Below are 16,096 nucleotides of genomic sequence, written 5' to 3' on the forward strand. Positions count from 1 at the left end.
CGGAAAAATCTTGCCGCATGCCAGCGAAAGCCATGACGCAATGCGTTTGATTGGAGTTCGCCGCTCGTTACGGTGCGAGCGAACTGGTCGGTAGCAGCAAACCCCAACTCTGTGCTGCCAATTCTTGCTGTATTGTGGCTTGGCGCCGAACCGAAACAACTACCTGAGGGGAAGGTGTATGTAACGGACCAGGAAATTCGCCTAATGCATTGATTTCAATTGTGTTGTATGCAACACATGAGATGGGCCGTACCAGTGAGGGCTTTGAAACCTCACACTTCGTCTTGAAACCTCACCTCACTATCTAAACCCCTGTATTTATTTATATTTATATTTTAACAGTGAAGATAGTGAAGTAGTAGGAGGGTCGCCTATATAAGGCCAGGTAAATCAATAGGGATCGAGACTGGGGGGTATTCTGTTAGGAACCCCTTTAAGGGGGGGTCGATTCTGGGGGGTATCATCGAAGGTACTCACTATTGTTATAACCATCTCTTGATAAAGGCGTTACTTTGAAGGTGTATTTCAAAGACCTCACACTCGGAGGATGGTCCCCACAAGGTAATCGCTCTCTACCCCGGCTTCACCGGTTTCCTGTCAGATCGAGCGAGCTGGAATGCCGAGCCAAACTGGTGCCCTTGATGTCTGGCATGATTCGTTTCCAGTCCCTCCTTTTGCAGCAAGTGCTGTTCGATCGTGTGGACTTGCCTAATCAGGGAATTCCGACGCCACTGATGCGGTTCGAGTTGGGCACGGTTGACCGTGAACACCTTGTAGAAAATCCAAATTTCGACAGTTGGACAAAGGGTGTCTGGAGACTTCGGCAAAATAGAGCAAGCCTAGACACGGCCTTGTTTTGTCGGAAGGTTTGTCAGGTTCGGGGGAAGCAGTAAAAGACATGGAGAAGACTTGATAAATCTTGTTTTTTAGGTCTTTTTAATTTCAAAAAGACGTCTGTTGTGATATGTTTTGACTCGAGTGATGCCTGCTACTGAGTCGGCAAAAGATAAGGTCATGAAGCCTCACAGAAGAATGCAAGGCATGATATAACAAAAAAATCCTCCACAAAAAATTACCATCACCTCATCTGCTCTCACACTGAGGAATTCTCATTTGGCGCTGTCCCAAATGACCATTTGTGCCCAGGACTCCAGAATTCAGAATGCATACCCGTGAATCCCCTCCACGAACCGCTTCGATCCCTATAAACACGAGCCCATCAAAACCCAACCCATTCCGATATGATGCTTCTGTGAGGTCTGCTCCATGATTGCCAAGCGATTGATTCCGTGTCTCCTGCTCCTAATCGGCCCTGCCTGGGGCGCTTTCGCGCAGGAAACCATCACCATCGCGCTCGACGACACCGCCCGCTTCCGCGCTGCGGCCACCGCCACCCTTTCCGGCACCGTCACCCCCACTGATGCCAGCCTTTCGATCGACGGGACCATCCTCGCCCTCGACGGCAATGGCCGCTTCAGCCACGACGTCACCCTCACCGAAGGCCTCAACACCTTTTTCTTCACCGCCACCAAGGACGGTTTGCCCGAAGCCCGGCTCAAACGCGACCTATTCCGCGATACTGTTGCCCCGGTTCTCGCCATTTCCGAGCCGCTACCTGACCTACGCACCAACCGGACCAGTCTCCACATCATTGGCGAGGCTGGCGACGCCTTATCGAAGCCGGTCACGCTCACCCGCGACGGCCAACCCGTTGCTGTCGTCGGCCATCGTTTCTATGACCGCGACGTCCCTCTCCAGTCAGGTGCGAACACCTTCCAATACACCCTCACCGACGCCGCCGGCAACACCGCCGAACAATCGCTCACCGTGCACCACAAGATCGAACCGCCCACGATTGATCTCACCGCGCCCGGTTCCGTCGATGCCCGTAGCAACTTCGACATCGCCGTTTCCTTCGAACCCGCCGCCGAGATCGCCTCGGTTCGGGTCTACCTGAACGCGGACTTGGTGCTCGAAGCCAGCGATGGCAGTGCCCTGCAGCAAACCTTCCAGGACGATGGCAGTCGTGCCAGCCACCAGCTCCGCCTTGAGGTCCGCGACGTCTACGGCAACGAGGCCCAGCTCGAGCGCGACCTGCCGGTGGCGCACCCTAACTTCGTGCATGGCCTCGTCCTTGACAGCGAGACCAGCCACCCACTGACTGGTGTCACTGTTCAACTTGAAAGCCCCGCGGCCAGCACCACCGCCGTCACCGACGATGCCGGCCGCTACGTCGCCTATCTGGCCGGCTCACCCATCACCGCCCGCGTCACCGACCCCACCTACGTCCCCATCGCCCGGACCTTGGACGTCCCACCTGCAGGTGGCGCTCGTCTCTTCGACCTGCGCCTCACCCGCCGCGGCCCGCCTCACTCCACCGCCCAGGTTTTCAGCGATCCCCTCCTTCGGCTCCAGTTTGCCTCCGGCTTCAGCGGCACCTCCCGCGTCACTCCGCTGCGCACCCAGGCCCTGCCCATCCTGCTCCCTCTCGGCTACGCTCCACTGCGCGCTTTCGAACTGGCCGACGCCACCGGGATCGGCACACTCCAGGTCCAGCTCCGTCGGCCACCGCGTGAGCTTCCACCGGCCACCGAAGTCCTACTCTTGCGCCGGGACGGCGACGGCTGGAGGGTCACCGAGCACCTGACTGTCGGTGGCACCCGCATCGACGCCACCTGGACTGCTGCCGGGAACGGCGTCTACGCCGCCGTACTCCGTGATACTCGCTTCGTTACCGAAACCCCTGCCGTCGGCAGCTTCCTGATCCGCCAAAACCACGCGTGGATTCCGCGCGCAGATACCGCTGACGCGGTCGCGTTTCCTCGAATGGTTTCACTCCTAGACACGCCACGCACCCTACTCCGCTTCCTCGCCCACGGTCATCATCCTTCTGGCGCCGTCGCCCGCCTCCGCGCCCGCGAGCACCACACCTATTTTGACGGCCAGCACCTGTTCCCCGACTACCTGCTCGACGTGACCTGCTACTACTACGGCGAAAACCTCGACGGCCGCGCCAAGCTGGTGGGCCGCCTGCCCATCGAGGCGCGCGGTGAGATCACCCGCGGGCACACCCGTGCCGCCTCGATCAAGTTCTACCTGGAAGGTGGGTCACCGCCACTCGGTGGCTTCCGCTACGACGCGGTGCACGACCTCGGTCCACTCCAGCTCGATTTCGGACCTCAGCCCGTCAATCCCCGCGCCGTCCGCACCCGGCTCGCCGATATCTCTGACATCCCAATGCCCGCCGGGGCCGAGCGGCTCGCCTCGTTCACGCTCACCGTCGGCCGCGAGCTGGACGCCTCGCCGAGCATTCGCTTCCAGCACGGTGCCCGTGAAGCGCTGGTTCTGCTGCGCCGCCAGGACGCGGCGACCTGGGTCTACGCCGGCCGGCTGCGCTTCGTCGATGGTGCTTGGCAGGCCGCGCCTGAAGACGTCGACGTCACCACTACCGGCGCCTATGCTTTGGTTGCCCTGCCGTTTTCGATCACGGAACTGCGCGGTCAGGTCACCTTTGCCGCGAGCCCTGTTGTCGGGGTCACCCTCCAGACTGAAGTCCACCCTTGGCGGGCGACCAGCGCCGCTGATGGCGGGTTCCGCTTCGCCGTCGCCCGCTGGAACCAGCCCCAGACCGTTGACGCCTACGACCCCGCCACCACCCGCAGCGCCCAGCTCCACCTGGCCGACACCTCGACCGATGACCTGCGCGATGGCCTTGACCTCGCGCTTCAGGCACCCGACTTCCGCCTCGTCGAGCACCGGCCTGCCGCCAACCAGGTCCACGTCAGTCGCCACGAGATCCCCAGCCTCACCTTCTCCCATGCCCTCGGAGGCACCGTTGACGACTGGACCCAGGCGATCACGCTCCAGGGCGGCGGCACCACCGTCCCGCTGCGCATCCAGCGCCAGGCCGATTACCGCACCCTGACCCTCAACCCCCAGGCCCCACTCGCTGACGACACCGAGTACACAGTTACGGTTGGCACCAGTCTCCTGAGCCAACATAGCCACCCGTTGGTTTCGGCTGCTTCGTTCAGCTACCGAACCGCCGACCGAAGCGCCGTCGGCACCCTCGACCTCAAGCGGTTCTACCTCACCGCCAGCGGTGATGACCTCGCCGTCCACGCTCCGGCCGACGCCTACCCAGCCCGCAGCCAGATCCGCCTGATCAATCGCAATACCGCCGCCACCGTGACCGACACCATGCTGGGTGGCGACTATCAGCGGGGCATCGAGGGGGACATCGGCGACCGGATCCAGGTGGCCGTGACCCGGCCAGATGGCCAATCCGCCTCGATCGAGCTGGACAGCATCCGCACGGGCCCCGGTCAGGTCATCCTGGGCGGCCAACCCTTCGTGCTCGACCTCGGCGAGGGCACCACCCTCCACATCGAGCGCGTGCTGGACGGCGTCGGCCGCGAGGTCCGCTTCGCCTTGGCCGACGAGGCCGAGATCCGCGCCGAGCTGGCCAAGGTCCCGCACCACGGCGACGACCCCTTCGGCGCCTTCTACGGCGGGTTGCGCATCACGCCGCTCGACGGCGGGCCCGTGCCTCGCCTTTCCGGCCGGTTCCAGCTCGACCTCGACCCCGCCACCATTGGGACCGCTATGCTCTCGTTCGTGGCGCTGCAGCCCGAGGTCTCGTTCCCGGCCAACCCGCTCGAACCGGAGACCCTGACGCCCCACACCTTCGCTACGCTGGCCGATGCCGTCGCCGTCCGCGACGGCCAGCTCGGCAGCACGACCAAACGAACCCGCACTAAACGGTTCGGCGGCCGCATCGCCGCCTCGCTGGGCCAGGCCTACGCCCGCCTCTACGGCCTATTCCACACCGACAGCACCAGCTTCATCTTCGGCCAGAGTCTGCGCCAGGATGTCCGCAACCAGGTTGATACCACCTACGGCAACCTGATGTGGGTCGAGCCGCCGCCCTCCTGGTTCAACCCGGACCGCTACACCCGCGCGGGAACCCCCTACTACCCGTGCCAAAACGTCTACTTCTACCAGCGCTTCGGCGATGGTGAGAACGCCTTCTTCAAGCCGCTCGGTCTCACCGGCCCGCTGGCCGACGGCGACTTTATCGCCGAGCCCGACCCTGGCCAGCCCACCATCCTGGCGATGGACCCAGTCACCCATCGGCTCACCTTGCTTGAGCTGCGCCCCTCGAGTGCGTCCTACCTGTTGGCTGGCTCCCGCGCCTACCGAGTCACGGCCTGGCTGCGCTGGCCCAAGCAAGGCGGTGCCGGCAGCGACGCCGAACTGGAACTCGATTGGCAAGTCGTGACCCTGGACGACGACGAGCCCGTGGTCCACGCCGGCCTGACCGAGACCTTTCGGCAGACCGGCAAGCTTCTGCTCGATCCCGGCCAAACCGGGGGCAAAACGCCCCAGATCCAAGTCACGATCAAGGCCGATCAGGCCCTGAAACACGCTGTGGCCAAAATCCCTGAGGTGGGCTGGGAAGAGACCGTCACCCGCGACACCCGCCACGACGCGATCACCGTCCTGCTGCCCGCCACCGCCTACGGCACCGAACGCAAGCTCGACGTCGCCCTGACCGTGGTGGACATCAAAGACCAGAGCCAGGACGTCTACAAGCGGGTCTGGCTGGTTCGACCCGACCAGGCGGCGGGCATCCCCAACGTCGCCCCGGCCGTGCTCGCTAGCACGCCCCAGGACAAAGGCACCGACGTCCTGATCGCCGACCCGCTCTACCTCGAATTCAGCGAGCCGGTCCGCGACGTGGGCCCGGCCAGCGTGACCCTGACCCCCGACGGCGGCGACCCGGTCACGCTGGCCTTCTTCGACGCCAACGGCCTGCCTGTTGAGGCCGCGACCGAGGTCCGCTTGCTCACGGTCCAACCGACCGAAGCGCTCAAGCTCGACACGGTATACACGCTCGACGTACGCGGGGTCCGCGACCAGGAGAACCGCACCCTGCTGCAGCCGGCGGACACCAAGGCCTCGGGCACCGAGCCAGCCAAGGATCACTATCGCATCCAGTTCCGGACCCAGACCAGCAAGCCCCAGACGGTGGTGCCGGAGACGGGCGACCTGCGCGCCTACGCCGGGCTACGTAACTTACTGGTAGGCCTGGACGGGATCACGAACCCGGACGGCATCGCCTCCGGCTTCAAGCTGCGCATCTACGACACCGACACCCGCCACAGCGAGCCACGCCTGCTCACCGAGTACCCCGAGGCGATCCGGGCGCCGGGCATGCTGGCCCCCAACCTGGTGCTGATCACCAAAGAGGCGTTGGCCGCGGCGCCCGGCGCCGAGGTCTTCGCCATCGAGCGCGACAACCGCGAGCGGCTGCGGGCCTTGCCTGCCGGGACCATGCTGGTCGTGCAGTACTACTCCTTCGCCCAGCACAGCTACGTCTTGATGTTCCTTCACTACAACGGGGCCAAGTTCGAGGAGAAGGGCCACTTCCGTGTGCCAACCACGGGCGCCCAGGGCGGGTTCGCTGCCATCGGGCCATACCTGATCCTGGGTGACTTCGACCTGACCGAGGCCGGCCCAGTCGGCACGGCTACGGTCCACGACGTGCGCCAGTACCTGGAACAGCTCGCCAACATTGACGCCACCACGCTTCAGGACAGCCTGGGCGGTGGCCGCCACCTTTATGCCTGGCAGAAAACCAAGCCGGTGGGTCACTACGCCAACCCGCGCGGCGTGGTCCGACTCGCGCCCTTCCTCCACCAAACCGAGGACGGGCTGGTTCCGGCCTTCGCCGCGGCCGCCTTCGGCTACCCGGGCTTGAACGCAATCGTGCCCCAGGAATCCGACCTGCTGCCGCCCGTCCATCCGCCTTACGACCGCCGCGCCCTGGCCAAAACCGTCTGGCCCCACCGCACCGGCACCGAAACCGCGCCAGGTGAGCCGGGTCGCTTTGGCGTCTCCCGCCTGCGCTGCGCCGTGGTCGAGGCCTTCCCGACCCAATCCGCCCTGGGTGAGACGCTGACCCGCGACATCGCGATCTTCGGTGAGCGCGGCCTCGACCAGGACGGTTCCCTCTATATTTATGAAGTTCCCGAGAAGACCGACCTCGACCAGGATACCCAGCCGCGCTTCACCCTGGATCTACCTGGCGGGTTCCTGGGTCTGGCCGCCGACCGCGCCCACGGTCTGGTGGCCGTGCGGACCCGGATCGGCAACGCGATGGGCGTCGGCGTGCTCGACCTGCGGGCACTCTACGCCCGCGGTCGGGCGCAAGGCGTCAGCCAGTGGACCCTCGACCAGGCGTTCGCGGAGGAGATGTTCCTGACCTGGATCGACGACGACGCGGACCAAGCCCCGGTGGGGCGCCAATTGTTCATGCACGACGGCGCGCTTTACTGGAGCCTGTCGGACGAGCGCCTGCGCCGCCTGCCGCTGGCGAGCAACCCCTACCGAACCTTCGGCTGGCTGTCCTACGATCTGGCCCGCTGGCAGGCCGGTACCGCGCGACACGACACGAGCGGCCGGATCCGCGACCCGCAGGGCATGCTGACCCACCAGCCCTACGGCGTGCTCTACGCCACCGACCTGGATGTAGAGAATGGAGAAGAGGCCGACCTGGCCTTCACGGTGGAAATGGGCACCTTCGAGGTCGAGGTTTTCGCCCAGGAGAGCCTGAAGCTGACCTACCGGCTCGAAGGCGAATCCGGCACGGCCGAAGTGGTCCACGAGGTCAAGGACGCGAAGGCTCGGACGCTGGTGGGCTTCGACACCCGGAAACTGAACGTCGCGATCCAGAACCAGGCCAAGGCGCTGCGCGAGCACGGGTTCCTGAAGGGCGAGGTGGCCTTGACCCTCACGCGCCAGGGAACCACCGTGATGCAGCGGACCCTGCCGTTCCTGGTCGCCTGGCACAGCGTGCCGACGCGCTATGTGGACGACCTGCGCTTCCACGGCGGCCTCGACCTGCTGACCGGTTCGCCCGAGCTGCACCAGACCGACCTTGCCGTGAGCGCCCGCGATGCCCGGCTCGACCTGAGCTGGCGCCGCAGTTTCCACCGCGACTACGCCTTCGGTAGCGGGCCTTACGGAGTTGGAATGCTCGACGGCGCTCGGCTGTACCAGGCCATGCCGGTCTGGTGGCGGCCGCAGGACGTGGACGCAGTTGATGGCGCCGGTCAGGAGGGCGAGGAAACCGTCGCACGCAACTTTACCACCGCAAAAGTTCATCAACGGTTGATCTTCGAGCAACCGGGCCAGTTTCAGATCCAGGCCGGCCTCGCCGAAGACGGGGACAAGGTCGGGGTGCGCAACGACGCCCTTAGCCAGGTGCGCCGTTTCCCGGACCGCGGCCCCTGGCACCTGATCCACCGCGGCAACGTCGTCTACAAGCTCCGCAGCAAACTGCGTTGGCCCGAGTACCGGGACCTGCTGAGCCAAATTAACGAGAGGACCCGCGACAAAAAGGAAACCGACCGACTCCGCTTCCCGCTGATGCGCTTCCCGGGTTCGATGCAGGCGCCGGGCTCGCTCTACGGCGAGGTTCAGTTGACCGAGCGTGTCGACTACCCCTGGAAGAACCAGATGGCGGCGGAGGATGCGGCCCGTTTCCCGACAGAGCTTTGGGACGCCCCCAATGACAGCGGTGGCCGGCGCACCATCGACCGGACCTGGAAGATGAATCCAGTCGGCACCGTGATCGAGACCCAGACGATGCAGACCCGCAGCGTCCAGGGGACCTACGACTACACGGACGACGGCTACCTGGCTCGGGTAGAACTGAACCAAACCAGCGGCGGCGGGACACCGCGCGGCTACACCCTGACCTGGAGCGAACCGGTAGCCGAAGTGGGCCAACTCAAACTGCGCCGGCTGGAGAAGGTGGAGGCGTTGAACGCAGGCGACGACAATGTGGTCTTCGAAGCCCAGTACCCGCCCAAAAGCCTGACCACCTCCAATCTCGGCGACGGCTACTGCCTCCAGAGCCTCGATGTCGCCCGAGACGGGACGACCGGCTACGTCGTTTCGGTGGCCCTGCCGGGCTGCGGTGAGGTGCCGGAACTGAGGCGGACCTTCGGCACGATGAGCGGGACACGGCTGTCCTCGGGCTACACCTTCGAAGGGGTCGACGCGACTCACACCTTCTCGCGAACCTGGGAACGGCGCAAACTGGACGGGTTCCGCTTCGATCCCGATCAAGGTGGCACGGCCGTGACGATGGGAGACTCGGTTCTGCCTATCCATCAGTGGCAGCTCACGGGTGACAGCTTCGGTGATCAGATCTTCGGCTATGACGCTTTGGGACGCCTGACCTCCCACCAAATCCACGGCACCAGTCAAAGCTGGACCTACCAGATCATGCCATGGTGGATCGAGACACCCGACACTATGACCAACGCAGTGGGTGACAAGCTGCGCTACGAGGTTTCCGAGAAATCGTTGGTCGTCTCCGACGCCAACGCAGATGGCGAAGGTGGCACCAGCGCGACCCAAACAACCTTTTTCAGCACCAGCGGCGTGCCCATCCGAACGGAGGACCTGGTGGGTCGGGTTCAGGGCGGCACCACCTCGGTCCACTACAGACCCAGTGGCAAAGACATGGACGCGGGCTCCTTCAGCACACGATCCCAGAATTTGCCTGGCACCGGCATGGCTATGACCGAGCGCCGTCTTAACCCGTTCGGCGACGTGACCGAGGAAAGCCACCTCGACGTCACGAGCCGGTTTACCTACGACGGCTTGGGCCGGCTTGACACCGAGACCGATGTGACGCTGGGCCGCACGCTGAATGTCGGTTACGAGGTCGTTTCGGGTCAGGGGCCGCGTATAGCGGTCGTGGACCAAAGCACCGAGATCACCACTGAAACCGACTACGACATCTGGGGCCGGGTCACGGCCCAGCGGCGAACGGCGCCAGATCCCCAGAACCTGAGCTATACCTATGACGCGTTGGGTCGGTTGGCGCGCACCACTGATACCCAGACCGGCCAGACCGAAACCTACACCTACTTCGGGACCACGTCCCAGCCAACGCGGGTTGTCACTGGCCAAGGGGGCACCAGCGTCACGACGACCTACGATGTCGTGCAGAGCGAGAAGGGCCCTATCACCAACCGGGCGACGGTTCAAGCTCAGGGAGAATCCTATGTTGAGCATTTGGTGACCGACGCACTCGGCCGTGTCGAGGAAACCAAAATGGCGGATGTCGGCAAGGTGCGCATCGTCTACGACGTCTTCGGCCGGGCGACCCGCGTCGAGAAGTTCCTCGAGGACCCGGCTAAGGCCGACGAAACGGTGGACGGCGTCGACTCCGCCATCGTGATCACCTACGAAAAGGGCAAGATCACCGTAGTGGACGGATTCAAGGACATCACGACCGTGACGAGTTGGTCGGACCCGGCCGGGCAAACCGTGACCACGAAGGTTTTCGGTAGCGGCGTCGACCAAGAACGCGAGACCAAAACTGCCACCTCGATTGCGGCCAGTCCGCGACGCCTGCGCGTGGTGACGGAGGAGAAGGGCGAGGGCCAGACGGTAACCACTACGGCCGAGGTCAACGGACGGGGTGACGTGGTCAAGGCCGGTTCGGGCCCCATCGAGGTGACCGCCACCGCGTTCAACAGCTCGGGCGACCCGACCCAGATGACAATCGGCTCGACGCTGGGCAGCGGCCAGGCAAAGCGAGCCCAGGCTGCCACGTCCGTGGCCATCGCCTACGACCGCTACAACCGCGTCATGGGCGGGACCAACGCCCATGGGCTGAATTGGTCGATCGACGGCTACGACGGACGCTGGCGGCCGACTGGGACCACCGACACCCGCGGCCTCACAACGCAGCGCAGCTACGATGACTGGCGGGACACCCTGCGTACGGTGACCACCGCTGAGCCCAACCGTTCCGGCAGTGAGACGCTGACTTTGTTTAGCCGCGAGCAGGCGGGCCAGCCGGGCATGTCGCTGCTGACCGAACGCAGCACCTCCTGGCTGGGCGAGACCACCGAGGTCACACGGCACATCGCCAACGCGGCCGCCGGAGTCGACGTCACCCGCAACGGCAAGACCATGCGGATCCGGCGCGACGCCGAGACCGACCAAGTAAGGACCATCGACGACTTCGAAAACGACCGCACCCAGGTCGACCCCGAGCGCTTCGGCCGCCGAATCCGGGCCACCTTGCCCGACGGCGCCGAGCACGAGCTGGAGCTGAACGGCTTCGGCCAGCCGCGGGCGTTTCGCGACAACGGGGTGACCACCCGCAAGTGGGTTCGGGACGCCTTGGGCCGGGTGGACGAGGTGCGCACGCCCGATCGGGTCTACGACTTCGACTACAGCGAGGAGAGCCTGGGGCTGGCATCGATCACGGGTGGCCGCCATGACCTGAACTTCAGCAACTGGAGCCCGTTGGGTCAGCCGCAGACCATCGAGATCGGCGACGTGGCGCGAATCGAAGTCCAGTACCATCCGGGTGGCCGGCCGAGCTGCGCGACTCTCACCCGTAAAGGTGGACTGCCGACCCAGATGAACTACAACGCCCACGGCGACCTGGTGGGGCTCAAGCGGGGCAACCAGCCGTTGACCGAGTACACCTACAACCGCTGGGGTGCGGTGGCGAGCATGACGGTGGGCAACAGCCAACCGCTGCAGGTGTTCGGCAGCGGCGACAGCGCGACCGTGAACCTCCCGGGCGGGGTCACGGCCGACGTCGACACCGAGGGCCGGCTGTCCCAGGTGACCTACCCGGGCTTGGCTACCAAAGAATACGGCTACGACGGTCTGGGCCAACTGACCAGCGTGACGATCGGCGGAGTGCTGCTTCGGAGTTACCAGTACGGCCAGGGTCGGCTGGAGCAGATCACGGCGGGCGAGCCGGGCAGCGAGGAAGTCTACGTCTACGGTTACGACGTCGATGGCCGCCTGGCGAGCCTGACACGCGACGGAGTCCCCTGGGGCAATTGGACCTATCCCGATCTAGAGGACCTGCGCCAACAAGAGGGACTGGCCGAACCCAATCGGGTACAGAGCTACACCGACCCCAACGGAGTGACCATATCCTACCGTTACGAAGACGGCCAGGTCACCCTGATCGACATCGAGCAGGGGCCCAGCTTTCAGATAGCGTACGACGTAGGCGGAAACCAGACACTGATCCGCGCAATGGGCATGGAAGCCAAGTACACCGAGTGGGAAAACGGTATGCCGACCCGGATCGCGTGGGGCGACGGGACCTCATTCGACCTCGCGCAGGACGAAATGGGCCAGCTCGACCAGATCGCGGAGAGCGAAGGCATTTTCCTCCTCGATCTCGACTGGGAGGACGTTCCCAGCGAGGGCCTGTGCAGCGAGGCGGGCGAGGCGGGCCCGCCGGACAAGAAGATCAGCAAGGTGACGCGTAAAGCGCCGGGCCTCGAAGAGACCTGGGAGCCCGAGTACACCGAGGGGCAGCAGCTCCAGTCGATCCAGATCACGCGCACTGGCGGCCAGGGTACGGACACCCTGACCGAAAACTACGGCGAAGTGCGGAACCAGCTCCTGGGCGGGCTTACCAGGGTGCTCAACGGCACGGTGGTGCGCGACGATGTCTTCACTCACGACCCCACGGTCGACCACCGCCGCGTCGACAGCGTGACCGGAACCGGCGGGGTCGACGTTTATAGCTACGACCCGGTCTTGGGTAACCTGACGCGGATCGACTACCGCGACGGCCGTGTGCGGGAATTCGCATGGGACGGCTTCCGTCGGCTGACAGAGATCCGCGAAGACGGCCAGGTTTTGGGAGCGTATGCCTATGATCACCAGAACCGCCGGATCCGGGCGGCGACTCCGGCGAGCGACGTGCCACTGGTATTCGCATGGCACGACTCGCGGGTGATCGCGATCGGCCAGCAGCGCGGCACGTTGGAGGCGCCGCGCATCGAGTGGACGCACGCCATTGGCCAAGGCCCGCTGGGCCCGGCCTTCCTGAAGGACCTCACGGGCGGCGGCAATGACTACTACATCGCCACGGACCACCTGGGCACGCCCTACGCGTACAAGCACGTGGGAAGCGGGACGGTGTACCTCAGCCCGCTGACCCCCTGGGGTGAGCGAGTCCAGAGCCCATCCCTGGGTGTACAGGCGGGCGTCGCCCCCGACAGCGTCTTCGCAAGCGTTCCGCTTGGCCTGGGTGGGCACCTGGTAGACTGGGAAACCAGTCTGACGCAGATGCACCACCGCTATTATGACGCCAAACTGGGTCACTTCCTCAACCCCGACTTCCGGGTCCCCGATCTGTACGACCTTACCACGGTCAAAGAACCCTACGCCTACGCCGCCGGTAACCCGATCCTTTTCTGGGACCCGAATGGCTTGGCAGTTTATACTATTTACATTAGATCCTTCGCACCCTTTGAATCGTTTGGTGATCCAACGAAAGCGTTCACTGGCGAAGCCTACCATGGCGATGATAGGAGTTTTTCAGTTAATACAGGATCAATCACTTCTAGAATAACTCACATATTAACCTATGACTCAGATACAAATAGTGTTGAGGTTGTTGCAACCTACAGTGACCCAAGCCATCACTGGGTGTTCGGTACAGCAATAGGAAGACCAACAGCCACGCTAGAGCTGATCGAAAGCAAAGAGGCATTTTTGAAATTTTCAACTAAGTATAGAGGTAGTTTACCGAATCCTCCCTATCCTTATTTTTTAGAGTTGAATGATTGGATGAAAGAGAAGGGTAAGACTCTTAGACGCATTGGGACTCCTGATATTGATGTCTTAACAAATGTCATTATCGAAAAAATTGACAGCAATAAACTTGGGTTAATGCTGGAAATGCTTGGCGATGCATTTCCTAGCGCTGAGGCATTTATCATAGACCCGGCAGGAAATGCCGTTTTCATTGGAGGTGCAAATGCTGTAACCGATGGTATTCTAGCACCTGAGCTGAATCCTGCTACAATGCTTGGAGGAGTGAACAAACGTTTCATGGACTATCAAGAAGTCATACTTCACCTAAACAAGGAAGGTCATTTTGTAGCAGTGACAACGCCACAAGGAACATTCTCAAGAGAAAAATGGAATGAAATCTTTGCATCGAATAGAAACAAAAGACTTAGGGATTTGATTTCCATCCGAGATTTTGAAAAAACCAAAAAGAAGAGCTATGAATCCACCATAAGAGAGAAAAATTCATTCAAAAATGGAGAGATGTTGCATGATTAAACCAGAAATAAGAAAATTGAACATCCTGATAATTTTGTTCACTCTATCGATTACTTCCTTTTGCACTAAACATGAATTTTATTACTTTGTAAAAGCAAAAGAAGACGAACCCTTTGTGATAATATTTGACCACCCAAATGGAGATTCTGCCGATTATTCAAAGAAACGAATCGAATATCATGTACCTCAGAATGGAATTTTGTTTTTAGAATCGAGGGAGCCGGGAAGTGAAAATGTAAAAATGCACTTTTTTTATCAAAAAAACAATGAATGGACAGAGATGCCAAGAGATAAGATGCGTTTGCGTGTTGGAGAGTTTTTATTCAACAGCGATACTAAGACCTATGTCACTGCGCATTTTTTCTTCCCTGAAAATTCTCACAAAAAAATGAATGACAAATCCATGATTGAAATGCTTGAAAAAGCAAAGAGAGAGGATGTGCAGTGAAGTTTCTCGGTTTAAAAAAAGTTGTGTGAGAGCCAAACGAACCGCACCCGGTCGCAGAAAGAGCTCTAACCTACATTGAGATCCATCAACGAGGACTAGCTTTTCAGGCAGGCCAGGCTCCAGAAAGTTCAAGAAGACGGCTTGGCGATTTATGCAAGGCTGCTCTCGTATTGATCAAGCTCTTTTTTCGGTAGGCGGTCAAACAAGAACCACAATTAGGCATAGGTCCTGTGTGCCGCCATATGTAGTCGCACCACCTAAGTTAAAGCTCCCTGCTCTGGAAGATGGATATGAATCGGTAGACAGATGCGCAGAAATGGCCGCGTTCGGCAGAGGCGTCACCGTCGGCCAAAAAAGTTTGCCATTCCCTCCTCCCTGGCAAAGTACATTTCAGGACTCTGCTTGGTAATCGGAGGATTCAAACCGACGCTCGAATTTGACCACGCCATCCGCCCCGATCACCCGAACCCCGACAAGCCGAATTCCCGATTCCAGATACGCGAGGCGCAGATTTTACCTGCCAAGTGCAAACAGCACCCGAACGACGCTTCTTTCTTTATAGGCGATTCGCTCGCCACGGCAACAACCAATCAGATCCGTCTCAACCGTTGAAAAAGGAATGTGTAGGCCTTCCGAAAAGAAAACGCGTCAGAAGGGTCACCGCCGGCAAAGTGATGCCAAGTAACCCAACAGCCAAAACCAGCAGCAGGCTGCTTTGCTCTCTCGGAAGCACAAACGACTTGAGCAACTGAATGCCCCTGATAATTCCCTCAATGAGGATACGCTCGGGGCCATAAAAACGCCGCTTCCAATATTAGAATTGCGGTTAAGTAAAGCTGCATTGTCTAAAGCAGGTAGACAACATCGTTTTGAATTCAACCCATTACCCCAAAACAAGTATTCAAGGCTGTTAATACTCATCATCGATGAGGAATTGCTTAAGAATCTTCTCGCCAATGGCCCACGCATTTGCCCATTCTTTTTCAGGACTTTCGAAGGTTACGATAAAAAGAGTATCTCTTTTGTCATTAGCGATGTAGTTTTGATGTACGATGATGGGTTCGCCCACAACCGGAGCGTTGCGATATCTAATACCGAATGCTTTAAAAGGACCAGTACCTAAATCAGCGGAAGACAAAATGGTGTTTTCACTACTCTCGTTTATTGCTTGAGCCATACGTATAGCAAAAACAGAAGCTGGCAAACCCTCCTTCTTTTGAATAAACTTTATCACCTGCAATGTTAGACCGGTAGTAAATGATCCATGTTCCAATACTGATTCTTGTGAAATAACGTAAACGTGAGCGGAGCCTCGTTGTTCGTGCTTGAAGAACCATCCGTTTGGCTTAAGAAAAGCAGAGTTTATTTCTGAAAATTGTTGCCAGGTGTATCCTGATGGAGGTGGAGGCATACTGTCGTCATGTGCTTTTGAATCTTGTCCGAGCGAATAAGTCAAAGAAAGAATGATGATAGCGAAAAAACAAACCTTCATAAAATATCTCC

The 16,096-nt window shown here is 60.6% G+C and carries 4 protein-coding genes; 3 read left to right on the plus strand and 1 reads right to left on the minus strand.

Annotated elements, in window-relative coordinates; all coding sequences use genetic code 11:
- Window positions 1–1,266: 1,266 nt before the first annotated feature.
- From J3U87_RS28880 to J3U87_RS28890, 3 genes are all read left to right on the plus strand, one after another.
- Complete coding sequence (locus tag J3U87_RS28880; RefSeq protein WP_237379263.1) at window positions 1,267–14,145, plus strand: Ig-like domain-containing protein; 12,879 nt, start codon at window positions 1,267–1,269, stop codon at window positions 14,143–14,145.
- Window positions 14,138–14,593, plus strand: a complete 456-nt coding sequence (locus tag J3U87_RS28885) for a hypothetical protein (RefSeq protein ID WP_237379264.1) — start codon at window positions 14,138–14,140, stop codon at window positions 14,591–14,593. The genes J3U87_RS28880 and J3U87_RS28885 overlap by 8 nt, the downstream gene beginning before the upstream one ends.
- Window positions 14,594–14,995: 402 nt before the next feature.
- The gene (locus tag J3U87_RS28890; protein ID WP_237379265.1) at window positions 14,996–15,205 is read left to right on the plus strand and encodes a hypothetical protein; all 210 of its coding nucleotides are present in this window, start codon (window positions 14,996–14,998) and stop codon (window positions 15,203–15,205) included.
- Window positions 15,206–15,503: 298 nt separating this feature from the next.
- Here J3U87_RS28890 and J3U87_RS28895 read toward each other — a convergent pair whose 3' ends face one another.
- The gene (locus J3U87_RS28895) at window positions 15,504–16,085 is read right to left on the minus strand and encodes a hypothetical protein (RefSeq protein ID WP_237379266.1); all 582 of its coding nucleotides are present in this window, start codon (window positions 16,083–16,085) and stop codon (window positions 15,504–15,506) included.
- Between the last annotated feature and the right edge of the window lie 11 nt (window positions 16,086–16,096).

Source organism: Sulfidibacter corallicola, from assembly GCF_017498545.1.
GTDB classification, from domain to species: Bacteria; Acidobacteriota; Holophagae; order Acanthopleuribacterales; family Acanthopleuribacteraceae; genus Sulfidibacter; species Sulfidibacter corallicola.